The organism is Kitasatospora arboriphila, from assembly GCF_039528095.1.
GTDB lineage: Bacteria > Actinomycetota > Actinomycetes > Streptomycetales > Streptomycetaceae > Kitasatospora > Kitasatospora arboriphila.
Genome location: NZ_BAAALD010000063.1, coordinates 1 through 22,009 on the forward strand (window position 1 = coordinate 1; position 22,009 = coordinate 22,009).

The following is a 22,009-nucleotide window of genomic DNA, read 5'->3' on the forward strand; positions in this document are numbered from 1 at the left end:
CCCCCCCCCCCCGGGGGGGGGGGGGCCCCCCCCGGGCCCCGCGCAGTCCCTGCACGTCCGGGCCGCGCCCCGCCCGGCCCTGTTCGCGGGTCTCGCCGCCGCGGTCGCGCCCGGCGGGACGCTGCTGATCACCGGTCACCACCCGCGCGACCTGGCGGGCGGCGGGGGGCCGCGGCTGCTCCCCGCGGTGCTCTTCCCCCCCCCGGGGGGCGCCGCCGCCCTCCTGCCGATGCTCGCCGCGCACGACCCCGAAGCGCAGCAGGTCCGCCTCCTGGGCGCGCCCGCGCGCCCGGGGGGGCGGCGCCGGCCCGCGCCTGCCCCCGGAGATGCCCTTCACCCCCGAGAAGGCCGCCGCCGGCCTCGACCCGGCCGACTGGCGGGTGCGGACGGCGCAGACCCGACCGCGCCCCGCCGAGGACCGTGCGGGTCGGCCCGTCACGGTGCACGACGCCGTCGTGGTCGCCGTCCGCCGCACGTCCGCCCCCGCCTCCCCCTCCGCCCCCGCTGCACCGACCGCCCCTGCTGCGCCGACCGGAGAGGAGGCCGCCCGGTGAAGCCCTCGACCGCCGCCACCACCGCCCGGGCGACCGCGCCCGCACCGGCGCCGTCCTCCGCCCGCTGGGCGCTGGCCGCGCTCTCGCTGTCGATGTTGCTGCCCTCGCTCGGCATCAGCATCGCCAACGTCGCCCTGCCGACCCTGTCCGTGGCGTTCTCGGCGCCGTTCGCGGCGGTGCAGTGGGTCGTGCTGGCCTTCCTGCTGGCGACCACCACCACGATCGTCGGCGCCGGCCGGCTCGGTGACCTCGTCGGCCGCCGCCGGCTGCTGCTCGGCGGCATCGTGCTCTTCACGGTGGCGTCGCTGCTGTGCGGCGCGGCACCCACGCTCTGGCTGTTGATCGCCGCCCGGGCGGCGCAGGGCCTGGGGGCCGCCGTGATGATGGCGCTCACCATGGCCTTCGTCGGCGGGACGGTACCGAAGGAGCGGACGGGCCGCGCGATGGGGCTGCTCGGCACCATGTCGGCGGTCGGCACCGCGCTCGGCCCCTCGCTCGGCGGCCTGCTGGTCGCGGGGCCTGGATGGCGGGCGGTCTTCCTCGCCCTGGTGCCGCTCGGCGGTCTCGGCCTGCTGCTGGCACACCGTCATCTGCCGCCGGACGCCCCGGACGCCCCCGGCGGCACGGCGTCCGCCCGGCCGCGGCCAGACCGGCCGGGCACCCTGCTGCTGGCCCTGACGCTCGCCGCGTACGCGCTGGCGATGACGCTGGGACGCGGCCGGTTCGGCACGCTCGGCCTCGGCCTGCTCGCGGCGGCCGGACTGGGCGCGGTGCTCTTCGTGCTGGTGGAGCGCCGCTCGGCCGCGCCGCTCGTCCGGCCCGCGATGTTCCGGGACGGCGCCCTGCGTGCGAGCCTCGCGATGAGCGCGCTGGTGTCGACGGTGGTGATGGCGACGCTGGTGGTCGGGCCGTTCTACCTGTCCCGTGCGCTGGGCCTCCCGGCGGCCGGCGTCGGGCTGGTGATGTCGGTCGGGCCTCTGGTCACCGCCGTGACCGGGGTTCCGGCCGGGCGGATCGTGGACCGGATCGGCACCCGGCGGACGACCGCGGCGGGCCTCGCGGCGATGACCGTCGGCTGTCTCGCCCTGTGCGCGGCGCCGACGGGCCTCGGCGCGCCCGGCTACCTCGCGCCCGTCGTGCTGGTGACGGTCGGCTACGCGACCTTCCAGACGGCCAACAACACCGGTGTGATGGCGGACGTCCCGCCGGACCGCCGGGGCGTGGTGTCGGGCGTGCTCAACCTGTCGCGCAACCTCGGGCTGATCACCGGCACCGCGGTGATGGGGGCCGTCTTCGCGGCCGCGGCGGGAGCGGACGACCTCACCGCCGCGCGTCCGGCCGCCGTCGCCACCGGCCTGCACACGACCTTCGCGGTGGCCGCCGCGCTGGTCGCCGTCGCCCTGGTGCTCGCCCTCGCCTCCGGGCGGTCCGCCGCCGGTCGCACCGCCGCCGCCCGGTCCTGACGTCCGCGTCACGGTCCCGGCCGGCCGGCCGGGTTCGTCCCTCCGGCCGGGGATTGGCGGGTGCGGCCCGGCCTGGCACGCTGTGCTGCGTTGGCGTGGCGGAGCAGGTGCGGTGAAGGGTTCCGGTGGCGCGATGCGCGGATTCGGTCAGCTGGAGACCGAGATCATGGAACGGCTGTGGTCCTGGGGCAGACCGGCGACCGTCCGCGAGGTGGTCGACGACCTGAACGGGGTGCGGCCGGTGGCGTACACGACCGTCAACACGGTCGCCGACATCCTGTTCCGCAAGGGCTACCTGCACCGCGCCAAGCAGGGCCGGGCCTGGGCGTACGAGCCGGTGCGCTCGCACGAGGCCCACACCGCCGAGGTGATGCGCGAGGTGCTCGGCGGGGCCGCGGACCCGCGGGCCGCCCTGATGCTGTTCGTCGACGGCATCGACGAGGACCAGGCCGCCGCGCTGCGCGAGGCCCTGGCAGACCGGGCGCCCGACGACCGCCCGTGACGGCCGTCGCGCTCCCCGCCGGGCCGGACGGGTGCCGCGGCTGACTGCCACTCACATCAGTCCGCTCGCAGCAGCCTTGACCGGCTGCCGGGCCGCGGTGGTGGCGCCGCCGCCGTTGCCGCTGGTCATCGGCCACGTCGCCTGATCCGTCGTCAGTGATTCCGGGGGCGGGTTGCCAACACCCCACCCCGGCCTACTAAGTTACTTCGCACATGCGCGGTCGGCGGTCGCCGCCGCACAGCCGACGACGGCCCGTCGCATCCGCGGCGGCCGCCCGAGCCAGGGAGTGACCGCAGACGATGGGGACCCGACGCAAGCCCGCCCAGCCCGGCCGCACCCGCATGGCACTGCTGACCACGGCCGCCGCCGGCTCCGCGCTGCTCTCCTCCGCCGGCGGCGCGCACGCCGAGCCGACGGCCGACCTGGCGACCGTCAAGGCACAGGTGGACGACCTCAACGAGCAGGCCGAGGCGTCCACCGAGAAGTACAACAAGTTCAAGGAGGAGCAGGAGCGCCTGCGGAAGGAGGCCGGCCAGCTGCAGGACCAGGTCGCCGCCGCCCAGGAGAAGATGACGGGCCTCCGCGAGCGGCTGTCGGCCGTCGCCGCCGACGAGTACCGCACCGGCAACGTCGATCCGACCGTCGCCCTCATGCTGTCGTCCGACCCGACCAACTACCTTCAGCGGGCCTCCTCCCAGGACATCGCCGCCAGTTCGCAGAGCGACCTGCTGCGGCTGCTGCAGGACCAGCAGCGCCGCCTCGACCAGCGGCGGTCCGAGGCGACGGCGGTGCTCGCCCGGCTCGACGAGACGGACCGGGCGCTGGCCGGCGAGAAGAAGCAGGTGCAGGCCAAGCTGGGCGAGGCCACCCGGCTGCTCAACACCCTGTCGCTCGCCGACCGCGCCAAGGTCAACGCCCAGGACCCGCGGTCCTCCCGCGACTCCGCCCGCGAGACGTACACCGGCCCGGCCACCGGACGTGCCGCGGCAGCCCTCCAGTTCGCCTACGCCCAGCTCGGCAAGCCCTACGGATGGGGGGACACCGGGCCGGACAGCTTCGACTGCTCGGGGCTGACCGGCGCCGCCTGGCGGGCCGGCGGCGTCTCGCTGCCGCGGGTCTCGCAGGACCAGTGGAACGCGGGCCGGCACGTCGCCAAGAGCGACCTGCAGCCCGGCGACCTGGTGTTCTTCTCCAACCTGCAGCACGTCGGCATCTACATCGGCGGCGGCAAGATGATCCACGCGCCGCGCACCGGCAAGAACATCGAGATCACCCCGATCGACTACATGCCGTACGTGGGCGCCGTGCGCCCCTGATCCGGACGGACGTGCACCCCGGATCCGCCCGCCGGAGGCGGAACCGTCCGCCGGTGGACGGCCGTTGCCCGGCCGACCTGCATCGATGTCGCCCATTGATGATGTAATACGTCAGTCATGATCATCTGGGAGGGGACAGGCGTGGGGGTCGGACGGAAGTGGGCCGGGCTGCTGCGGGCAGCGGCTGCGGCAGTGGTGATCGCGGCGGTGGCCGCACCGGGCGGACCGGTCGGGCCGGTGCCGGCCGCGGCGGCGCGGGCCGAGCAGCCGCCTGCAGGGGTGGCGGACACATCGCTGCCGATGGACGGCGGCACCCGCCGGGCCTGGGCCCAGCCGCCGGCCGCACCCGGCGCGGGCTGGACGGCCGCGGTGGCGCCGACGGGCGGTCAGGCCGCGGTGCCGACCACGGTGTTCGCCGCCTACCGGGCCGCTGCGGCGGCCGTCGGCGTCACCGACCCCGGCTGCCACCTGCCGTGGGAGCTGCTCGCCGCGATCGGCCGGGTCGAGTCCGGGCACGCGGACGGCGGCCGGGTCGACGCCACCGGCACCACGGCGACCCCGATCCTCGGCCCCGCGCTGGACGGCAACGGCTTCGCCGCGATCGCGGACACCGACGGCGGGGCCGTCGACGGCGACGCACGCTGGGACCGCGCCGTCGGCCCGATGCAGTTCATCCCGTCCACCTGGGCGGTGTGGGGTGCCGACGGGAACGGCGACGGCCGCCGTGCCGCCAACAACATCCACGACGCCGCGCTCGCGGCCGGCCACTACCTCTGTGCCGGTTCGCGCGACCTCGCCGACCCGGCCCAGCTCGATGCGGCGATCCTCGGCTACAACCACTCCGCGGAGTACCTGCGGACCGTCAAGGGCTGGATGGCGAACTACCGTTCCGGCACGGTGGCCGAGGCGGACGCGCCGCTGACCGTGCTCCCGGCCCCGTCCCGTCCGGCGCACCCGCCGACGCCGCGGCCGACGCCGTCGCCGTCCGCGTCGCCCGCACGGCCCACGCCGTCGCCCTCGCCCTCGCCGACTCCCTCGCCGTGGGCGAGCCCGTCGCCGACGCCCGGGAAGCCCGGCCCCACACCGGCCGCCACACCGACCGGCGGTGCGTCACCGAGCCCGACCGCCTGCCCGACGCTGCCCGTGCCGAGCGCCACTCCCGGCGCGACTCCCGGCGCCACGGCGACCGCGACGCCGTCCGCCGGTCCGTCGCCGACCCCGGCAGCCACCGCGACCGGGACGCCCACGCCGACGGGTTCGGCGACGGGTTCGGGCCCGCCCCCGCCCCCCCCCCCCGCCCGCCGCGGCGGTGCAGGAGTCGCTGCACCGGCCGGGGCGGTACGGCAGCCCGCGTGCTGCCGACAGGATCTGCGGGCCGGGGCGTGCCAAGCTGGCACCAAGGGGTCGGCGCACCCACCGGGCGGTGCCGTCGGCGCCGTGATCCGCCCGGCCTCCGACGAAGGCTGCACCCATGAGCGACACAGGTGCCAGGGGAGCACCGCGGTCCTCGCGGCCCTGCTGCCCCGGTCCGGCCGTGCCCGCGCGACGGCCACCGGTGTCTGCGCACGTCCCGGCACGGCACGTGTCCCCCGGCCGCCCCTGCACGCGCGCGACGACAGTGCGCACCGCACCGGTCGTACCGCCCTGCGCGGCCGCGGCCGACACCGTCCGCGCGGCGCGGACGGGACGCGGGGACCTGCCGACAGCCCCACCCCAAGCCCCGCGAGGCCGTCATGGACCCGCACATCCCCGGTGACCCGCCAGCCGCGGCCGCCGCACCCGATCCGCAGCCGGACCCGGATCGGAAACCGGAAGCGGAACCGGAGCCCGCCCCGAACGACCCGAACGACCCGAACGACCTGCCCGCCCCGAACGACGACAAGGAGCGGGCGAACCTGGCCGCGGTCGGCCGCCGGCTGCACCAGCGCTTCGACGCGACCGCGGGCACCGCGGCGGTGGACCGGGCCCTGGACGAAGCGTTCCACCGCTTCGACGGCAGCCGCATCCGCGCCTTCGTGCCCATCCTCGCGGAACGCATCGCCATCGACAGCCTCCGTGCCGCGTCGGCCGTGCCCTCCGTGGATCCGCACGGCCACGTCCCGCCCGACGGCCTGCCCGACGGCGCATGAGTCCGCTACCCCACCGGACGCGAAGCTCAGTCGGCGGGCATGGTGTCCAGCCAGCGGCGCAGCCGGTCGCCCTCCCGGGTCATGATCTCCGGGTCGCGCAGTGCGTTGGCGAGCAGGGACATGCCCTGGTAGGCGCCGACCAACGTGACGGCCTGCCCGTGCGGGTCGGGGGCATCGAGCTGCCGGAACTGCTCGGCGGCCCAGTCGAGGAGACGGCGGATCACCCGGGCCGCGGACTCGTCCAGTCCGCCGGGCGGGCGCTTGTCGACCTCCATGGCGAGCGTCCCGGTGGGGCAGCCGTAGCGCGCGGCGGTCTCGCGCTGTTCGACCCAGGCCGCCACCAGGCCCTTGAGGCGCTCCCTCGGGTCGGGCAGCAGGTCGAGCCGGCCGGTGAGCACCTCCAACTGTCCGGTGTGTTCGGCGAGCGCCGCCTCGACGAGCTCGTCCTTGGTCTTGAAGTAGTAGTAGACGTTGCCGACGGGCACCTCGGCGACCTGCGCGATGTCCGCGATCGAGGTGCGCTCGACGCCCTTCTCGTGCAGGACGGCAGCGGCGGCGGCGGTCAGGCGGCGGCGCTTGGCGGCGGCGGCTTCGGCCCTCGACAGGCCGGGTGAGTCAGTCACCCGACTGACTATAGACAGCCCGCTCGCCGCGGGCTAGGCTCACAGCCGTCCACCAAGTGAGTCAGTCAACTCACTTCTACATGTCACGAGGGAGACGCCATGATCGTGGTCACGGGTGCCACCGGGAACGTCGGCCGGGCGCTGGTCCGGCACCTGGTCGAGGCCGGCGAGCAGGTCACCGCGGTGTCCCGCCGCCGGCCCGAGGACCCGCTGCCGCCGGGCGTGCGGCACGTGGCCGCGGACCTGGCCGACCCGCCCGCCGTCCGCGCGGCCCTGGACGGGGCCGAGGCACTCTTCCTGCTGGTGGCGGGCGAGGACCCGGCCGGCCTGGTCGACCGGGCCAGGGCCGCCGGGGTGCGCAGGATCGTCCTGCTCTCCTCGCAGGGCGTCGCCACCCGGCCGGACAGCTACGCGCACGCCGCACGCTTCGAGGCCGCGGTGGCGGCCGGTGCACCGGAGTGGACGGTGCTGCGCTCCGGCGGTCTCGCGTCGAACGCCTTCGCCTGGGCCGAGCCGATCCGCTCCCACCGCGCGGCCGCCGGGCCCTTCGCCGACGTCGGCCTGCCGTTCGTCGACCCCGAGGACGTCGCCGCGGTCGCCGCGGCCGTGCTGCGCGAGGACGGCCACCACGGCGCCACGTACGTCCTCACCGGGCCGGAGCCGAGCACACCCCGGAGCCGCGCGGCCGCGATCGCCGAGGCGATCGGCGCGCCGGTCGCCTTCCACGAGCAGACCGCCGAGCAGGCCCGCGCCGAACTGGCCCGCTTCATGCCGCCGCCCGTCGTCGAGGGCACCCTCGCCGTCCTCGGCACACCCACCGCCGACGAACGGCGCGTCAGCCCCGACGTCGAACGCGTCCTCGGCCGTGCACCGCAGCCCTTCGCCGCCTGGGCCGTGCGCAACGCCGCCGCCTTCCGCTGACCGCACCCACCGCCTCGTCCCGGCCCGGCCCTGCGCGGGTGTCGGGTGGCGGAGGCGGATCTTCCGACGCCTGTCGGATGCCCCGTGCCGCCGGGGCGTGGGACGGTTCTTCCCGGGCGCCCGCCGGATCACGAGGGTTTCCGACGGCCGCCGCCCGCACCGCCCGGGCCCGCCCCGCGGTCGCCGCACGGCCCGATCCCCGTCCCCGTCCCGGAGGGAGCACCGGCATGGCCCACGCCTTCGACCCCGAGCTGGCAGCCGCGCTCGCACTGTGGGCACCGGTCGACATCGCGGACCTGGCCGCGGCCCGGGCCGCCCAGGCCGCCGAGTTGGCGGCCGCCCGCGGGCGCGCCGACAGCACCGGGGTGAAGGTCGAGGACCTCCTCGTCCCGGGCCCGCCCGGCGCGCCGGAGGTACTGCTGCGGACCTACCGGCCGGTGGACCGCCCGGCGCCGCTGCCGGTGCTCTACACCGTGCACGGCGGCGGCTTCGTCCTCGGCTCGCCGGAGGTCGACCACGAGGAGAACCTGTCCTTCTGCCGGGAGTTGCAGGCCCTGGTCGTGTCGGTGGACTACCGGCTGGCCCCCGAGCACCCCTACCCGGCGGCCCTGGACGACTGCTGGGCCGGTCTCCGCGGACTCGTCGGGCGGGCAGCCGAGTTGGACGCCGATCCGGGCCGCCTCGCACTGCGCGGGGACAGCGCCGGCGGCGGGCTGGTCGCCGCGCTGGCGATGCTGGCCCGGGACGGCGGCGGTCCCGCCGTCCGGCTGCAGCAGCTGCACAGCCCGGCGCTGGACGACCGGCTGGCCACGCCGAGCGCCGTCGAGTACACCGACACCCCGGTGTGGAACCGGCGGAACGCCGAACTCTCCTGGGCCGCCTACCTCGGCCCCGGCCGGCCCGGTGACCGCCGGGCCGCCCCCGACCGGTTCGCCGCACCCGCCCGCGCGGCGGGGGCCGACCTGGTCGGGCTGCCGCCCGCGCATGTGACGGTGATGCAGTTCGATCCGCTGCGGGACGAGGGCATCGACTACGCCCGGGCCCTGCTCGCGGCCGGCGTGCCGACCGAACTCCACCTGCTGCCGGGGACGTTCCACGGCGCCGGGATGGTCGCCCACGCCGGCGTCGTCCGCCGGGCCCGGGCCGAGGCGGTCGCCGTGCTGCGCCGGGCGCTCGGCCGGTGAACGGGCGGCACGCACCGCCCGCCCGCCGACCGCTGTTACCCGGACGGCCGAGGTCGGGCCACGACCGGTCGGCCGACACCCGGTCCGCCCATGCCCGCCCTGCCCGAGCTCAGTCGGCCGCGGAACGGGTGAGCCGCCAGGCGTACCAGGCGAGTTGGGCCCGGAAGCGGTCCTGCGGATCGCGCAGCCGCCAGCCGGTCTCCTCCTCGACCCTGGCCAGGCGGGCCGCCACCGAGCTGTGGTGCAAGTGGAGTTCGGCCGCGGCCTGCCGCAGCGAGCCGGTCCGGCAGAAGGCCGCGAGCGCCGCCACCGCCGGTGCGCCCTCCTCCCGTCCGGACAGTTCCTCCAGGGCCCGGACGTCCCGGCGGCTGCGCAGCCGCTCGGCCGGGAGGTCGGCGAGCAGGGTGACGGTGCCGAGCGCCTCGTGGTCGGCGACCGCTTCGGCCGGGCTGCTCGCGACGGCGAACCGCAGGGCGGCCCGGGCCTGGTGCCACGATTCACCGGCCGCCAGCGCGTCCACCGGACCGCCGACACCGACCCTGGTGCCGCGCCCGTTCGACGGTGCACCCGCGTGCGGCCGCGGTCCGCCACCACGGCGGCCGCGTTCCGCCAGTGCGGCGCGCAGCAGTTCGGCCGGTGGGGTCGGACCGTCCGGATCCGCCTGCTGGAGCAGCACGGCGCCGACCGCCCCGAGCCTCGCCACCCGGACCGTCCCCGGCACGGTGCCGTACCCGAACAGCGCCACAGCCTCCGCCCCCGCGTCCGTGCCGGCAGCGCCCGCCACCGCGACCACCCGCAGCGGCCGTTCCGGCACCAGTCCGAGCAGCCGCAGCGCACGGGCCCGGTCGGCCACCGCCTCCCGGCCGGAGAGCACGAGTTCCACCAGCGCCGGGTCGGCGACCTGCCACGCCCCGGTGCCACCGGCCACCACCCGTGCCGCGATCGCCATCCACTCCAGCACCAGGTCGTCCAACGGCCCTGCCGTGCCGGGGCGTTCCAGCCAGACCCGGCCCGCCGTGCCGAGCTCCGCGGCGGCGGAGGTCCGCCCGGGCGGGCCGGCCAGTTCACCACCGTCGGCCGCGAACCGCACGGGTTCGCCCCGGGCCGGCTGCCAGCCGGCCGGGCACTCGGCGAGTCCGGCGGTGGAGCGCACCAGGGCGGCGGCGTCGAGCGCCCCCGCCGAGAGCAGCGCCTCGTAGTGGGCGATCACCCGGACGGCCGCGGCGGCATCCGCGTCCAAGGCCGACAAGCGCAGCAGCAAGCCCTTCACAGCCCGCAGTCTAGAAAGGACAGGGACATGCCCGACAGTCGTCTGCACGCCCGATCCGCCCCGCCCCTGCGGCGGTTGCGCTCACTGCCCGCCCTGCTGCTGGGGGCGGTGCTCCCGCTGCTGGCCGCCCTGCTGCTGGTGGCCCCGACCGCCGGGGCGGCCGGCCTGACCGAGGTGACCGGCTTCGGCAGCAACCCCAGCGGCCTGCGGATGTACCTGTACGTGCCGGCGAACGTGGCGCCGCGGCCCGCCGTGCTGGTCGCCGTCCACTACTGCACGGGCTCCGGTCCGGCCTTCTACTCGGGCACGGAGTTCGCCTCGCTGGCCGACCGGTACGGCTTCGTCGTGGTCTACCCGTCGGCGACCCGCAGCGGTGGCTGCTTCGACGTGTCCTCGCCGCAGGCGCTGAGGCGGGACGGCGGCAGCGACCCGGTGGGGATCCGGTCGATGGTCGGCTGGGTGCAGCAGCACTACGCGGTGGACAGCGGCCGGATCTTCGTCACCGGCGCCTCCTCCGGCGCGATGATGACCAACGTGCTGCTGGGCGACTACCCGGACGTGTTCAGCGCCGGCGCCGCGTTCATGGGCGTGCCGTTCGGCTGCTTCGCCACCACCGACGGCTCCTCGTGGAACAGCGCGTGCGCCAACGGCACGGTCAGCCGGACGGGGCCGCAGTGGGGCGACCTTGTCCGCGCCGCCGACCCCGGCTACACCGGCCCGCGGCCGCGGATGCAGTTGTGGCACGGCACCGAGGACACCACCCTGCGCTACCCGAACTTCGGCGAGGAGATCAAGCAGTGGACGGACGTGCTGGGCGTGAGCCCGGCCCCCGTCCTCACCGACCACCCGCAGAGCAGTTGGACGCGCACCCGCTACGGCAGCGCCGGCACCCGGCCGCCGGTCGAGGCGGTCAGCGTGCAGGGCGCCGGCCACACCCTGCCGACGGCGGGCATGGCGGCGCAGGCGATCTCCTTCTTCGGCCTGGACGCCTCCGGCCCGAGCACACCGCCGACCACACCGCCCAGCACTCCCCCGACCACGCCGCCGACCACGCCGCCGACCACGCCGCCGACGACCCCGTCCACGGGTGCGGCCTGCCGGGTCGGGTTCACCGCCGACGCCTGGAACACCGGCCTGACCGCGTCCGTCACCGTCACCAACACCGGTGGGAGTGCGGTGAACGGCTGGTCGCTGGCCTTCACCCTGCCCACCGGACAGACCATCACCTCCGGCTGGAACGCCACGTACAGCCCGGCCTCGGGGGCGGTCACCGCCCGGAACGCCCCGTACGACGCGGCGATCGCACCCGGCGCCTCGGTGTCGATCGGCTACCAGGCCGCCCACACCGGCAACGCCGCCGCCCCGACCGCCTTCGCCCTCAACGGCACCCCCTGCACCCTCGGCTGACGTCGTAGGTGGGGGAACGCAAGGGGCGCGGGGAACTGCGCAGTCCGCTGCGCCCCTTGCGGTGCGCCGTGTCCCTGGCGGACACGGCCGCCGTCCCGGCGCCCGTTCACTCCTCCAGCTGCTGCTCGGACCAGATGGTCTTGCCGGACGGCCCGTAGCGGCTGCCCCAGCGGTGGCTGAGCTGGGCGACCAGGAACAGGCCGCGGCCGCCCTCGTCCGTGGTGCGGGCGCGGCGCAGCCGGGGCTGGGTGTTGCTCGGGTCGCTGACCTCGCAGATCAGGAGGGTGTCGTGGATCAGCCGCAGGCCGACCGGCCCGCCCGCGTATCGGACGGCGTTGGTGACCAGCTCGCTGACGATCAGTTCGGTGGTGAAGGCGAGGTGGTCGAGCCCCCAGTCGTCGAGGCGGGCGGCGACGACGGCGCGGGCCTCGGCGACGCTGGTCGGGTCCGCGGGGAACTGCCACTCGGCGACGGCGTCGGTGCCGAGTGCGCGGGTGCGGGCGAGCAGCAGGGCGGTGTCGTCGGAGACCGGTGCGGCGGGGCCGGTGGTCAGTTCGCGGCCGATCGCGGCGAGGCTGCCGCCGGTGGCGGCGAGCGCGGCGAGCCGGTCGGCGAGGGTGTGGACGGCGGTGTCGAGGTCACCGCCCTGCCGGACGAGCAGGCCGTCGGTGTAGAGGGCGAGCAGCGAGCCGGGGGGCAGCTCGACGGTGGTGGTCTCGAACGGCAGGCCGCCGACGCCGAGCAGCGGGCCGGGCCGGACCGGCAGCGGGCGGGCGGTACCGTCCGGGTCGACGACGACCGGGGGCGGGTGGCCCGCGCTGGCCAGGGTGCACTGTCGGCCGACGGGGTCGTAGAGCGCGAAGAGGCAGGTCGCGCCGATGGTGTCGCGGTGCGCCGGGTCGGCCTCGGCGGCGAGCCGGGCGACCAGTTCGTCGAGGCGGGTGAGCAGTTCGTCGGGCGGCAGTTCGAGGTCGGCGAGGGTCTGGACGGCGGTGCGCAGCCTGCCCATCGTGGCGGCGGCGTGCAGTCCGTGGCCGATGACGTCACCGACGACCAGGGCGACCCGCAGCGAGGGCAGCAGGATGGTGTCGAACCAGTCGCCGCCGATCTCGACTCCGTCGGTGGCGGGCAGGTAGCGGCCTGCCGTTTCGAGGGCGGAGGTGCGGGTCGCGGCACGCGGCAGCAGCCGCTGCTGGAGGGCGACGGCGGCGCGGTGTTCGCGGGCGTAGCGGCGGGCGTTGTCGACGCTGAGCGAGGCGTGCGTTGCGATCTCGGCGAGCAGGGCGGCGTCCGCGTCGTCGAAGGGTTCGGGCCGGTCGATCCGCCAGGCGGCGATGGTGCCGAGGACCAGTCCGCGGGCGAAGAGCGGCGCCACGGCGAGGCAGCGGGCCCGCTCGGGGACGATCAGGCGGACCAGCTCGGGTTCGGCGAGCCCCGCCAGCAGGGTCGCCCGGTCGAGGACGATCGTGCCGCCGGCCTGGAGCCGGCGGACCAGCGGGTGGTTCGGCAGCCGCGGCACGGCGTCCCCGTCGCGCAGCGCGCCGGGCGGGCCGGTGTCGCCCTCGGCGTGCATGGCGACGCGGCGCAGGTGCAGGTCGCCGCCGCCGGAGGTCTTCGGCGGCTCGTCGCCGGTGAGGACGGGCTCGGCGAGGTCCACGGTGACCAGGTCGGCGAAGGCGGGCACCAGGACCTCGGCGATCTCCCGGGCGGTGGTGACGACGTCCAGCGAGCCGCCGATGCCGGCCACCGCGCGGTGGCGCAGCTCCAGGCGGCGGGCGGCCCGCCACTGGGCGGTGGCGTCGGTGAGCAGCGAGGCGACGCCCGCGGGTTTGCCGTTCCGGTCCTCCAGCCGTACGGCGGAGAGGAGGACGGACCACTCCTTGCCCGGGTCGGTGAGCGAGCGGACCTGCTGCTGCCGGGCGGCCCGGGGCCGGCCGGTCTCCAGGACGATCCGCAGCTGGTTCTCGGCGCCGGCGGCGTCCGGGCCGGCGATCACCTCGGCGAGGGTGCTGCCGACGGGCAGGGTGGGCATGCCCGGCAGGGTCGGCATGCCGGGGCCGGTGTTGGTCCGCTCGACCACGAGGTCGGTGCCGCGCAGCACGAATCCGATCCGGCTCTGGGCGAGGAGGGCGCGCAGCAGGGCGGCGCCCTGGTCGAGCTCCTGCGCGAGGTCGGTGCGGACGGCGAGGAGGAGGCGGGTCCCGGTGGCGCCGGTGTGTTCCATCGGCAGCAGGCGGCAGTGCACGGGGACGGCGTCGCCGGCCGGCCCGATCAGGTGCAGTACGCCGACGGCGGGCAGTTCGTCACCCGTGGTGACGGCGGCAGCGGGGTCGGACGGCTGCGGGGCGGCGAGCTGCTCGGCGAACGGCCGTCCGCAGGTCTGCCGGGCCGTGCGGCCGGTGAGCTCCTCCGCCGCGGCCGACCAGGCGAGAACCGTCCCCTGCGCGTCGATCAGGGCCGTCACGACGTCGTCGAGGACCCCGCCGCCGTCGAGGCCTCCCGCATCGCCCATCCTGCTCCTCCACAGGTCACGGACCGCTTCCTCCAGTATGGGTATTCCCACTGCGGCGCGAGTCGGCGCACTGTTCGCGCCCCGGATCGACTACGGCCGGTGAGCGCGGGCCGGGACGGGCCGGCGCGGTCGGGCGGGTGCGGGAGCGGCGGCTCAGGGGGTGGTCCGGGGCCGGACACCGGTGGCGGCCAGCGGCGAGGCCCACAGCGGCAGCACGCGGGCACCGGCTGCCACGGCGGCCGCGGGCCGGGGTGCGGGCCGGTCGGCGAGCAGTGCGGGCAGCTCGGCGGAGGTGGCGGGACGGTGGGCGGCGAGGGTGGTCGGGCTCATGTCGACGACACTATGCGTCACCACTGACAACGGACGGGAGCGGGCCCGCGACCGGCCGCCCGGGGTCACCCGGCGTGGCCGGGCGGCTCCCAGACGGAGCTGTCGTGGGCGAAGAGCACGCGTCGCGGGTCGAGCTCCAGCAGCCTGTCCAGCCAGGGCCGGTGGCCCGGGAGCGGCGGCTGCACCCCGTCGAGGGCCGCCCGGCGGGCGAGGTGGTCGGAGGAGAACTCGGAGGCGAAGTCGTGCGCCTGGCCGGCGAGCACCACCGTCCCGTCGCCCTTGCGGACCACCAGCGACTGGTGGCCCTCGGTGTGCCCGGCGGTGGGGACGACGAGGAGGCCGGGCCGGATCTCGGCCTCGCCCGCGAGCTCCTCGTACCGCACCCCGGGGAAGTCGACGAGCTCGTCGACGGTGTGGCCGCCGGCGCGGGCGGCGGCCAGCTCCGCGGACTGGACCAGGATCGGCCGGCCGGGCATCAGCGGGTTCCCGCCGCAGTGGTCGAAGTGCAGGTGGCAGTTGACGACCAGGGAGACGTCTTCCGGGCGGGCGCCGACGCCCGCGAGTGCGGCCTGCAGCGGCCGCCGCCGGGGCCGGTAGTGGGCCTCGGTCTCCGGGCCGGCGGCCCCGATGCCGGTGTCGAAGAGGATCAGCTCCTCGCCGTGGCGCACCAGGTAGGCGAGCACGGGTTCGACCCGCGGCTGCGGGCCGCCGGTCTCGGACGCGGGACGGACGATGTACCCGAGGTCGAGGCGGTGGACGACGGTGTTCTCCATCCCGCCAGCCTGGCAGCCCGGCGCGCCCCGGTCCGGCTGTCCGCCGACGGCGGACGCGGCCCCGGACACGGACCCGGGCCCGACCGTCGCGGGTGCCGACGGCCGGGCCCGGGCCCTGGCGTCCCGGCTGCTGCGGCAGGCTCCGGAGCTGCGGCTCGGTCTCGTCCCGGCCGAGGGCGGCGCCGAGGCGCCGACGGTCTGCGGCTGGGGCGGCCCGGCGCCCGCGCGCCCGACACGGCGCGGGTCGCCGCGGTGCTGATGGACCGGGAGCGGCGCTTCGGTGCGCGGGTCGTCGGGGTCGGCCCCGACACGCTGGACCTGAGGGTCGCTGCGCCGCCGGCCGATCTCGCCGCGGCGCTGCCGGTGGCGGCCGAGCGGCCCTCTGCCTCGACGCCGTCCTGCTCCGCCCGGGCGGCCCGGGCACCCCCGCGGTCCACGCGGAGCACCTCGTCGGCGCGCACCACTGGTCGTTCCGCGGGGACGGCGTCTGACCCCCCACGGCATCCGGCACCCCGGCACCGTCCTGGCGTCCGACATCGCCGTGGCGTCCGGCGCCGCCGTGGGCGGGGCCGAACGCGGGTCAGGGCAGGTGCCAGACCTGGGCCGCGGTGCTGCCGCAGTCGTAGAGGCGGAGGCTGCCGGAGGCGGTGGCGTCGAGGCAGCGCCCCGAGGCGGGGTTGAGCAGCGCGGGCCCCGCGCCGAAGCTCCACTGCCAGGTCTGGGCGCCGGTGCCGTTGCAGGTCCAGAGCCGGACGGAGGTGCCGTTGGCGGTGCCGCCGCCGGTGGCGTCGAGGCACTTGCCGAGGGCGCGCAGGGTGCCGTCGTCGCCGAGCGTCCAGGTCTGGGCGGGGGTTGCGTCGCAGGCGGTCCGGCTGTCGACCGGGGTGCCGTCGGCGGTCCGGCCGCCGGTGACGGCGAGGCAGGTGCGGCCCGCTCCGGCGGTCACCGGCCCGGTGGGGCCGGTGGGGCCGGCCGGGGCGGCGGGCCAGGGGATCTGCGGCGAGCGGTAGTAGCGGATGCCGAGCAGTTCCCAGCGGGGGCCGTGGGTGGCGATCCGGCGGGCGAAGTCGGTGAAGTCGTGGGCGGCGGCGGGCGACCAGCCGAGCTCGGCGAGGGCGGGCAGCCGGGGGTGGCTGAGGTGGTCGAGGTCCTGCGGGGTGGCGGCCGTCTCCGTCCACAGCGGGGCTTCGACGCCGCGGACGGCGGAGGCGGGCGCGCCCTGGAGGTAGCCGTCCGGGTCCCAGTCGTAGGCGGTGCGGACCTCCAGGCCGGAGGGGGTGGCCCAGCGCTGTCCGAGGACGGTGTCGGCGGTGTACTTCTGGTCGAGGTAGGCGAACCGGGCCGGGGCCATGATCAGGCCGGTGCCGGCGGCGGCCGCCGCGGCGAGGTCGGGGTCGTCGCCGGTGGTGTCCCAGTCCTCGACGAGGGTGGACGGCTGCAGGGTCGCGCCGGTGATCTGGTTCCAGGCGGCGGCGGTCTTGCCGTGCCGGGCGACGTCCTGCTGCACCCAGGTCATGAAGTCGGCGTACTGGGCGGGATCGGTGGTGTGCGCCTCGTCGCCGCCGATGGCGAGGTAGGGGCCGGGGGTGAGGTCGGCGAGCTGGCCGACGACGTCGTCGACGAACTCCTCGGCGGCCGCCCGCCCTGCCGGTGTGCTCAGGCAGAGCGAGCTGAAGCCGACGTCGGTGCCGGTGTAGGGCGGCGGGGCCTGGCCGTCGCAGTTCAGCTCCGGGGTGGCGGCGAGGGCCGCGTTGATGTGGCCGGGCAGGTCGACCTCGGGGACGACGGTGATGTTCTGCGCGGCGGCGTACGCGACGATCGCCCGGTAGTCGTCCTGGGTGTAGTAGCCGCCGGGGCCGCCGCCGACCTGGGTGGAGCCGCCGATCGAGGTCAGTTCGGGCCGGCCGGCCACGGCGATCCGCCAGCCCTGGTCGTCCGTCAGGTGCAGGTGCAGGTGGTTGATCTTGTAACGGGCGAGTCCGTCGATGTGGCGCTCGACCTGGGCGACGGTGAAGAAGTGCCGGGCCACGTCCAGCATCGCGCCGCGGTACGGGTAGCGGGGGTGGTCCACGATGTGCCCGCCGGGGACGGTCCACGGGCCGGGCTGCACGGTGGCCGACTCGATCGGTGCGGGCAGCAGCTGGCGCAGCGTCTGCACCCCGTTGAACAGGCCCTGCGGCTGTGCGGCCCGGATCACCACGCCGGTGGCGGTGACGTCCAGCTGGTAGCCCTCGGGGCCGACCGACGGGTCCGCGCCCGTCAGCAGCAGGGCGATCCCGTCGGCGGGCGCGGCCGCCGACGCGGCCGTCCGGACGGCGAGCGGATAGCCGGTGGCCGGGCGCAGCAGCTCCGCCAGCCCGGTGCCGATCCGTGCGGCCTCGGCGGAGCCGGCCTCGGTGGTGATCGCCGTCTGTGCGGTGAGCGGGTAGCCGCCGGCCGGGTCCGGCTGCACCAGGACGGGCCGGGGCACGAGGCCGCTGCCCATCGTGGCCGCGGCCGGGGCCTGCGCGGCCCGTGGGCCGGTCGGTGCGGGAAGGCCGAGCAGGGTCAGTCCCAGGGCGGCCGCCGCGAGCGCCACTGCCGACGGCCGCCGGTGCGGGGTGCCGCTGCGCGCGGGCTGCGGGCGGCGGGGCGCGGAGCGGGGCATGGCGTCCTCCGTTGCTGGTCCGGGCCCTGACGTGCCCGCGGGTGCGGTCCTGACGCACCGTGGGACGGGCCGCGGCCCGGCCGCAGGGGTGTCCCGTTCGTCGGCACCGGGCCTGCGACGGCATCACCCTATGGCAGCGGCTGCGGCCCGGCGCGGCGGGTCACCGGCGTCGTTCGGCCGCGGACGCATCGGCCCCGGCGGCCGCTGTCACCAGGGCGAGGGCCGCCGCCACCGTCTCCGGGAGGGTCTCGCGGACGGGTGCGCCGTAGTGCCGGGCGAGGTGCAGCAGGTAGCGGTTGCGCTCGGGGTTCGGGCAGTCGGGCGGGCAGCCGAGCACCGTCCGCCCGGTGGTGACGTCGTGTCCGAACTCGACGTTGGTGGTGAAGCCGGGCAGGGTGCGCAGGTCCCGCGGGATCCAGAAGAGGATCGCGGTGGCGCCGGCCCGGGCGGCGGTCTCCCAGGCGAACTGGTGGTCGTAGTCGGCGGCGCGGAAGCCGCCGCGGTCCTCCGGGAGCAGCACCGTCAGCGGCTGCGGCCCGTCCCACCGCTCGGCGAGCAGGTCGACGGCCTGCAGCCGCCAGGACGCCACCTGTGCCGTCCGCGGCGTCGGCCCGGCGAGGAAGACGCTCGGGCCGGACGGGATCTCCTCGCGTGCCCACACCTGTCGGACGGTGCCCGTCATCGTTGCCCCTCCGCCGCCGTTCGCGCTCGCCGCGCGGGCGAGACTACCGGCCGGAGGGGGCGCCGCGGGCGAGCACCCCGGCGAGGGCGGGCGCGAGGGTGTCGGCGAGCAGCCGGGTGCCGGCGTCGTTGAAGTGCAGGTGGTCGCGCGGGTCGTGGACGCCGTCGCGCAGCCGTTCCGGGGCGGCGGGGTCGCGTGCGGCGAGGTCGAAGTCGGTGCGGGCGTCGATGTCGCGGGAGGACCGGATCCAGGAGTTGACCTGCTGTCGGACCTCCTCCCGTTCCTCCGTCCAGAGGGTGCTGCCGCCGAAGGGCGGGATCGTCGCGACGACCACCCGCAGGCCGTGGGCGTGCGCCAGGGCGGTGATCCGCCGGATACCAGCGATCAGGTCCCGGGCGGAGGCGTCGTGCAGGGTGATGTCGTTGATGCCCTCGTAGAGGACGAGGGTCCGGGCGTCCGGCTGGGCGAGGACGTCGCGGTCGAGGCGGTTGAGTGCGGCGGGCCCGGCGGCGCCGGTGCTGTCGGTCAGCAGCGAGTTGGCGGACAGCCCGGCGTTGGCCGTGCCGGTGCCGGGGGCGGTGCGACGCAGGTCCGCGGCGCAGAGGTCGGGCCAGCGGTGGTCCGCGTCGGGGCGGGTGTGGGCGCCGTCGGTCTGCGAGTCGCCGAGGGCGACGACGGTGCCGCGGCCGTCCGCGGTGGCGAGGTCGACGCCGGTCAGGAAGGCCCAGTACGGGATCGGCCGGGGCACCGCGGCGCCGCCGGTGTCGGTGCTGTGGTCGCCCGCGCCGGCGGCGGTGGTGTAGGAGGTGCTCAGCGCCCAGACGTGGCGGGGCGCGACCAGGACACGGCCCGGCAGGTGGATGCTCACCAGCAGTTCGTCGCCCTCGGCGACCGGGAGGTCGACCGGGTCGCCGTAGGCGTCGCCGCCGGCCGGGACGGTCGTCCGCGTCCGGCCGGCGAAGGTCACCGGGACGGGCGCCGCCCGGGCGGTGCCGTGGTCGGCCTGGACGGCGAGCGTCACCCGGCCGAAGGTGACCGGCACGGGCGAGAGGGCGTTGGTCAGCCTGATCCGGACCGTCCGCCCGGCCAGGTTCGGGTGGACGACCATCCGCAGCGTGCGGTCCGTCCAGCCGTCGGGCTCCGGCACGGCGGACGCGGTGCCCTGGGACGCCGTCCAGGCGGCCTCCCAGACCCGGCCGCCCGGCGCGTCCGTGGTGTTGCGGACGGCGACGTCGAAGACGTGCAGTGTCGGGGCGCGGTCGTGGCGGTCGTCGCGGAGCCGGGGCAGGGTCACCGCGACGACCGCCTTGCCGCGGTCGATCGGGACGGCCGCCGTGTAGAGCCGCGCCTGCTCCGGCACGGTACCGGCCGGGGTGCGGCGGTGCGGCAGGGTCAGCGCCGCCGCCGCGGTGCTCCCGGCCGCCCAGTCCCCGACGGTGAGTTCGTAGCTGCTGCTGGTGCCGTCGGCGTAGCGCACCGTGCCGGTGCCGGTGGCCGGGCCTCCGGTGGCGGTGGCGAGGAAGCCCAGGGCGCTGCCGCGGCCCGAGACGGCCACGTCCTGGCCCGCCGCGAGGACGTTGTCGGGCCGGCCGGGTGCCACGTCGGCGCGGGTGTAGGTCGTGCCGTTGACGGTGATCCGTGCGCCCCGTGCCCATCCGGCCGCCGCGAGGTCGGCCTCGGCGAGGCTGCCGCCCCTCCCGTCCAGGTCCCCGGCGGGGGCACCCCCGGCGGTGACGGCGGTGTTGTCGTAGAGCGCGGCCAGGGGGGCAGCGCCCTCGGCGGCGGCGCCCGGCGGCGCGGTACCCAGGGACAGCAGATGGGCGCCCACCACCGACAGGACGGTCAACGCGGCCGTCGGGCCGGCAGCCGGACGCACCCGGAGGCGGTTCACGGCATCCCTCGACGTCACTGTAGGTCCGCGGTCCGCCCACCGCCCCAGCAGCGGAACCCGTCCACAACCCATCGGTTGTGCAAACGACTGGTTGTGCATAGGCTGGCGTCATGACGGTCGTCGAGGACGAGTTGAGCCTGGTGTTCGCCGCGCTGGCCGATCCGACCAGGCGGGCGATACTCGAGCGGCTCGCCGCCGGCAGCGCCACCGTGGGCGAGCTGGCCGAGCCGTTCGCGATGAGCCAGCAGGCGGTCTCCAAGCACCTGAAGGTGCTGGAGCAGGCCCGCCTGATCTCCCGCACCCGGGCGGCGCAGTCCCGCCCGTGCGTGCTGGAGCCGACCAACCTGGACGCGGCCACCGACTGGATCGGCCGGCACCGCCGCGTCTGGGCCGACCGCCACGACCGCCTCGACGCACACCTGGCCGCGCTGGGCGCGGAGCAGCGCGACGGCGGCGCCGAGGAGACGAGCACCCCATGACCACCACCGGCGAACTCACCTACCGGCGCATCCACCGGGCCACGCCCGAGCTGCTCTTCGACTGCATGACCACCCCGGAGCACCTGACCCGCTTCTGGGGCCCGATCGGCACGACCACCCCGCTGGACGGCATCGTGGTCGACCTCCGGCCGGGCGGCGCCTTCGAGACCACCATGGTCAGCGACGCCGACGGCAGCACCCACACCATGCGGGCGGTGTACGCGGAGGTCAGCCGGCCCGACCGGCTGGTCTGGGTCGAGGCCGACGTCGAGGGCGGCATGCGGACCACCGTCACCTTCACCGACCTGCACGACGGCCGGACGGAGGTGGTCACCCATCAGACCAACGTCCCGGCCGCGTACCTGAGCGCCGCGGCGCAGGCCGGCTTCGCCACCAGCCTCGACCGCTTCGAGGCGTACGTCGCGGGCCTGGACGCCGGGCACGGCTGAGCCCGCCGACGCCGATCCCCCCGGGGGCCGCCGCGGCACCGGTCTCCGTGCAGCACCGATCTCCATGGAAGGCAGGGAGTCACCATGCCCGTCCTCACCTCCGTCGACGGCACCCGCATCGCCTACGAGTACGGCGGCGCCGGACCGGCGCTCGTCCTGGTCGACGGCGCGCTGTGCCACCGTTCGGCCCGCCCGCTGGCCGCGCTGCTGGAACGGGACTTCACCGTGTACGCCTACGACCGCCGGGGCCGCGGCGACAGCGGGGACACCCCGCCCTACGCGCTGGACCGCGAGGTCGAGGACCTGCGGGCGGTGGTCGCGGCCGCCGGGGGCCGGGCGGCCGTGCACGGGACCTCCTCCGGGGCCGCACTCGTGCTCCGGTCGGCGGCGGCCGAGCCGGGGATCACCCGGATCTCCCTCTACGAGCCGCCGTTCGTCGCCGAGGCCGGTCTGGCCGCGGAGGCGAAGGAGTACTCGGCGCGGCTGCACGAGCTGCTCGCCGCCGGCCGCCGGGGCGATGCGGTGGCGCTGTTCATGGCGCACGCCGGTGTCCCCGCGCAGGCGGTGGCGGGGATGCGGGCGCAGCCGCACTGGCAGGCGTTCGAGGCGATCGCCCCGACGCTGGGGTACGACGACGCGGTGCTGGCCGACGGCTTCGTGCCGCGCGACCTGGCGCGGCGGGTCGGCGTGCCGGCGCTCGTCCTGGCGGGCGGTGCGAGTCCGCCGGTGCTGCAGCAGGCCGCCCGGGCGGCCGCGGAGGCGCTGCCCGGTGCGGTGCACCGCGTTCTGGAGGGCCAGACGCACGACGTGGCAGCGGAGGCGCTGGCGCCCGTCCTCGCGGAGTTCTTCCTCGGCTGAGGCCGATCGGGGCCGGTGC

21 protein-coding genes and 1 pseudogene are annotated in these 22,009 nt (G+C 76.7%); 13 read left to right on the plus strand and 9 right to left on the minus strand.

Annotated elements, in window-relative coordinates; translation table 11 throughout:
* The first annotated feature begins 326 nt into the window (after positions 1 to 326).
* From ABD353_RS26890 to ABD353_RS26910, 5 genes and pseudogenes are all read left to right on the plus strand, one after another.
* Positions 327 to 554, plus strand: a complete 228-nt coding sequence (locus tag ABD353_RS26890) for a hypothetical protein (protein ID WP_344626259.1) — start codon at positions 327 to 329, stop codon at positions 552 to 554.
* A complete protein-coding gene (locus ABD353_RS26895) occupies positions 551 to 2,017 on the plus strand; it encodes an MFS transporter (protein ID WP_344626260.1) in 1,467 nt (488 codons plus the stop codon). Before ABD353_RS26890 ends, ABD353_RS26895 begins: the two co-directional genes overlap by 4 nt.
* 133 nt (positions 2,018 to 2,150) lie before the next feature.
* A complete protein-coding gene (locus ABD353_RS26900; protein ID WP_344626261.1) occupies positions 2,151 to 2,519 on the plus strand; it encodes a BlaI/MecI/CopY family transcriptional regulator in 369 nt (122 codons plus the stop codon).
* 299 nt (positions 2,520 to 2,818) lie between these two features.
* On the plus strand, positions 2,819 to 3,835 hold the full coding sequence (locus ABD353_RS26905; RefSeq protein WP_344626262.1) for a C40 family peptidase: 1,017 nt from the start codon (positions 2,819 to 2,821) through the stop codon (positions 3,833 to 3,835).
* 300 nt (positions 3,836 to 4,135) lie between these two features.
* Positions 4,136 to 4,597 (plus strand): annotated as a pseudogene (locus ABD353_RS26910) (lysozyme family protein); the annotation flags it as partial.
* A 119-nt stretch (positions 4,598 to 4,716) separates the two neighbouring features.
* Here ABD353_RS26910 and ABD353_RS26915 read toward each other — a convergent pair.
* The gene (locus ABD353_RS26915; protein WP_344626302.1) at positions 4,717 to 5,082 is read right to left on the minus strand and encodes a hypothetical protein; all 366 of its coding nucleotides are present in this window, start codon (positions 5,080 to 5,082) and stop codon (positions 4,717 to 4,719) included.
* 486 nt (positions 5,083 to 5,568) lie between these two features.
* Between ABD353_RS26915 and ABD353_RS26920 the strand changes: the two genes are divergently transcribed.
* Positions 5,569 to 5,964 carry a three-helix bundle dimerization domain-containing protein gene (locus tag ABD353_RS26920; RefSeq protein WP_344626303.1) on the plus strand — a complete coding sequence of 132 codons (396 nt, stop codon included), beginning with the start codon at positions 5,569 to 5,571 and terminating at the stop codon, positions 5,962 to 5,964.
* Between the two features lie 26 nt (positions 5,965 to 5,990).
* Here the strand turns inward: ABD353_RS26920 and ABD353_RS26925 are convergent, their stop codons facing one another.
* Entirely contained in the window at positions 5,991 to 6,587 is a 597-nt protein-coding gene (locus ABD353_RS26925) for a TetR/AcrR family transcriptional regulator (RefSeq protein WP_344626263.1), read from the minus strand.
* Positions 6,588 to 6,686: 99 nt separating this feature from the next.
* Here ABD353_RS26925 and ABD353_RS26930 point away from each other — a divergent pair, with 99 nt between their 5' ends.
* Together ABD353_RS26930 and ABD353_RS26935 are read left to right on the plus strand one after the other, a co-directional pair.
* Entirely contained in the window at positions 6,687 to 7,508 is an 822-nt protein-coding gene (locus ABD353_RS26930; protein WP_344626264.1) for an SDR family oxidoreductase, read from the plus strand.
* Positions 7,509 to 7,735: 227 nt separating this feature from the next.
* The gene (locus ABD353_RS26935) at positions 7,736 to 8,692 is read left to right on the plus strand and encodes an alpha/beta hydrolase (protein ID WP_344626265.1); all 957 of its coding nucleotides are present in this window, start codon (positions 7,736 to 7,738) and stop codon (positions 8,690 to 8,692) included.
* Positions 8,693 to 8,801: 109 nt separating this feature from the next.
* On the opposite strand, the gene ABD353_RS26940 is transcribed toward ABD353_RS26935, so the two are convergent.
* Entirely contained in the window at positions 8,802 to 9,962 is a 1,161-nt protein-coding gene (locus ABD353_RS26940) for a helix-turn-helix domain-containing protein (protein ID WP_344626266.1), read from the minus strand.
* A 27-nt stretch (positions 9,963 to 9,989) separates the two neighbouring features.
* Between ABD353_RS26940 and ABD353_RS26945 the strand changes: the two genes are divergently transcribed.
* Positions 9,990 to 11,369: an extracellular catalytic domain type 1 short-chain-length polyhydroxyalkanoate depolymerase gene (locus tag ABD353_RS26945; RefSeq protein ID WP_344626267.1), complete on the plus strand. Its 1,380-nt coding sequence runs from the start codon at positions 9,990 to 9,992 to the stop codon at positions 11,367 to 11,369.
* Positions 11,370 to 11,475: 106 nt separating this feature from the next.
* Here ABD353_RS26945 and ABD353_RS26950 read toward each other — a convergent pair whose 3' ends face one another.
* The 3 genes from ABD353_RS26950 to ABD353_RS26960 form a co-directional block, all read right to left on the minus strand.
* The gene (locus tag ABD353_RS26950; protein WP_344626268.1) at positions 11,476 to 13,881 is read right to left on the minus strand and encodes a SpoIIE family protein phosphatase; all 2,406 of its coding nucleotides are present in this window, start codon (positions 13,879 to 13,881) and stop codon (positions 11,476 to 11,478) included.
* 153 nt (positions 13,882 to 14,034) lie between these two features.
* Positions 14,035 to 14,211 (minus strand): hypothetical protein, encoded by a 177-nt coding sequence (locus tag ABD353_RS26955; RefSeq protein ID WP_344626269.1) that lies wholly within the window; start codon positions 14,209 to 14,211, stop codon positions 14,035 to 14,037.
* 65 nt (positions 14,212 to 14,276) lie between these two features.
* The gene (locus ABD353_RS26960) at positions 14,277 to 14,984 is read right to left on the minus strand and encodes an N-acyl homoserine lactonase family protein (RefSeq protein WP_344626270.1); all 708 of its coding nucleotides are present in this window, start codon (positions 14,982 to 14,984) and stop codon (positions 14,277 to 14,279) included.
* On the opposite strand from ABD353_RS26960, the gene ABD353_RS40540 reads away from it, so the two are divergent.
* Entirely contained in the window at positions 14,964 to 15,665 is a 702-nt protein-coding gene (locus tag ABD353_RS40540; RefSeq protein WP_425555256.1) for a DUF4253 domain-containing protein, read from the plus strand. The genes ABD353_RS26960 and ABD353_RS40540 overlap by 21 nt on opposite strands.
* Here ABD353_RS40540 and ABD353_RS26965 read toward each other — a convergent pair.
* From ABD353_RS26965 to ABD353_RS26975, 3 genes are all read right to left on the minus strand, one after another.
* Entirely contained in the window at positions 15,565 to 17,631 is a 2,067-nt protein-coding gene (locus ABD353_RS26965; RefSeq protein ID WP_344626271.1) for a family 20 glycosylhydrolase, read from the minus strand. The genes ABD353_RS40540 and ABD353_RS26965 overlap by 101 nt on opposite strands.
* Before the next feature lie 160 nt (positions 17,632 to 17,791).
* Positions 17,792 to 18,313, minus strand: coding sequence for a nucleoside 2-deoxyribosyltransferase domain-containing protein (locus ABD353_RS26970; RefSeq protein ID WP_344626272.1), 522 nt, complete (start codon positions 18,311 to 18,313; stop codon positions 17,792 to 17,794).
* Between the two features lie 43 nt (positions 18,314 to 18,356).
* Positions 18,357 to 20,204, minus strand: a complete 1,848-nt coding sequence (locus tag ABD353_RS26975; RefSeq protein WP_344626273.1) for a GDSL-type esterase/lipase family protein — start codon at positions 20,202 to 20,204, stop codon at positions 18,357 to 18,359.
* A gap of 110 nt (positions 20,205 to 20,314) precedes the next feature.
* On the opposite strand from ABD353_RS26975, the gene ABD353_RS26980 reads away from it, so the two are divergent.
* The 3 genes from ABD353_RS26980 (at position 20,315) to ABD353_RS26990 (ending at position 21,990) form a co-directional block, all read left to right on the plus strand.
* Positions 20,315 to 20,683: an ArsR/SmtB family transcription factor gene (locus ABD353_RS26980; RefSeq protein ID WP_344626274.1), complete on the plus strand. Its 369-nt coding sequence runs from the start codon at positions 20,315 to 20,317 to the stop codon at positions 20,681 to 20,683.
* A complete protein-coding gene (locus ABD353_RS26985; RefSeq protein ID WP_344626275.1) occupies positions 20,680 to 21,132 on the plus strand; it encodes an SRPBCC family protein in 453 nt (150 codons plus the stop codon). Before ABD353_RS26980 ends, ABD353_RS26985 begins: the two co-directional genes overlap by 4 nt.
* Before the next feature lie 84 nt (positions 21,133 to 21,216).
* On the plus strand, positions 21,217 to 21,990 hold the full coding sequence (locus tag ABD353_RS26990) for an alpha/beta fold hydrolase (protein ID WP_344626276.1): 774 nt from the start codon (positions 21,217 to 21,219) through the stop codon (positions 21,988 to 21,990).
* Positions 21,991 to 22,009: the final 19 nt, after the last annotated feature.

What these genes read in the sequence shown, in the direction of transcription:
- ABD353_RS26890 (WP_344626259.1), top strand. Translation starts at nt 327, where the DNA reads ATGCCCTTCACCCCCGAGAAGGCCGCCGCCGGCCTCGACCCGGCCGAC.
- ABD353_RS26900 (WP_344626261.1), top strand. Translation starts at nt 2,151, where the DNA reads ATGCGCGGATTCGGTCAGCTGGAGACCGAGATCATGGAACGGCTGTGG.
- ABD353_RS26905 (WP_344626262.1), top strand. Translation starts at nt 2,819, where the DNA reads ATGGGGACCCGACGCAAGCCCGCCCAGCCCGGCCGCACCCGCATGGCA.
- ABD353_RS26920 (WP_344626303.1), top strand. Translation starts at nt 5,569, where the DNA reads ATGGACCCGCACATCCCCGGTGACCCGCCAGCCGCGGCCGCCGCACCC.
- ABD353_RS26930 (WP_344626264.1), top strand. Translation starts at nt 6,687, where the DNA reads ATGATCGTGGTCACGGGTGCCACCGGGAACGTCGGCCGGGCGCTGGTC.
- ABD353_RS26935 (WP_344626265.1), top strand. Translation starts at nt 7,736, where the DNA reads ATGGCCCACGCCTTCGACCCCGAGCTGGCAGCCGCGCTCGCACTGTGG.
- ABD353_RS26945 (WP_344626267.1), top strand. Translation starts at nt 9,990, where the DNA reads ATGCCCGACAGTCGTCTGCACGCCCGATCCGCCCCGCCCCTGCGGCGG.
- ABD353_RS26950 (WP_344626268.1), bottom strand. Translation starts at nt 13,881, where the DNA reads ATGGGCGATGCGGGAGGCCTCGACGGCGGCGGGGTCCTCGACGACGTC.
- ABD353_RS26955 (WP_344626269.1), bottom strand. Translation starts at nt 14,211, where the DNA reads ATGAGCCCGACCACCCTCGCCGCCCACCGTCCCGCCACCTCCGCCGAG.
- ABD353_RS26960 (WP_344626270.1), bottom strand. Translation starts at nt 14,984, where the DNA reads ATGGAGAACACCGTCGTCCACCGCCTCGACCTCGGGTACATCGTCCGT.
- ABD353_RS26965 (WP_344626271.1), bottom strand. Translation starts at nt 17,631, where the DNA reads ATGCCCCGCTCCGCGCCCCGCCGCCCGCAGCCCGCGCGCAGCGGCACC.
- ABD353_RS26970 (WP_344626272.1), bottom strand. Translation starts at nt 18,313, where the DNA reads ATGACGGGCACCGTCCGACAGGTGTGGGCACGCGAGGAGATCCCGTCC.
- ABD353_RS26980 (WP_344626274.1), top strand. Translation starts at nt 20,315, where the DNA reads ATGACGGTCGTCGAGGACGAGTTGAGCCTGGTGTTCGCCGCGCTGGCC.
- ABD353_RS26985 (WP_344626275.1), top strand. Translation starts at nt 20,680, where the DNA reads ATGACCACCACCGGCGAACTCACCTACCGGCGCATCCACCGGGCCACG.
- ABD353_RS26990 (WP_344626276.1), top strand. Translation starts at nt 21,217, where the DNA reads ATGCCCGTCCTCACCTCCGTCGACGGCACCCGCATCGCCTACGAGTAC.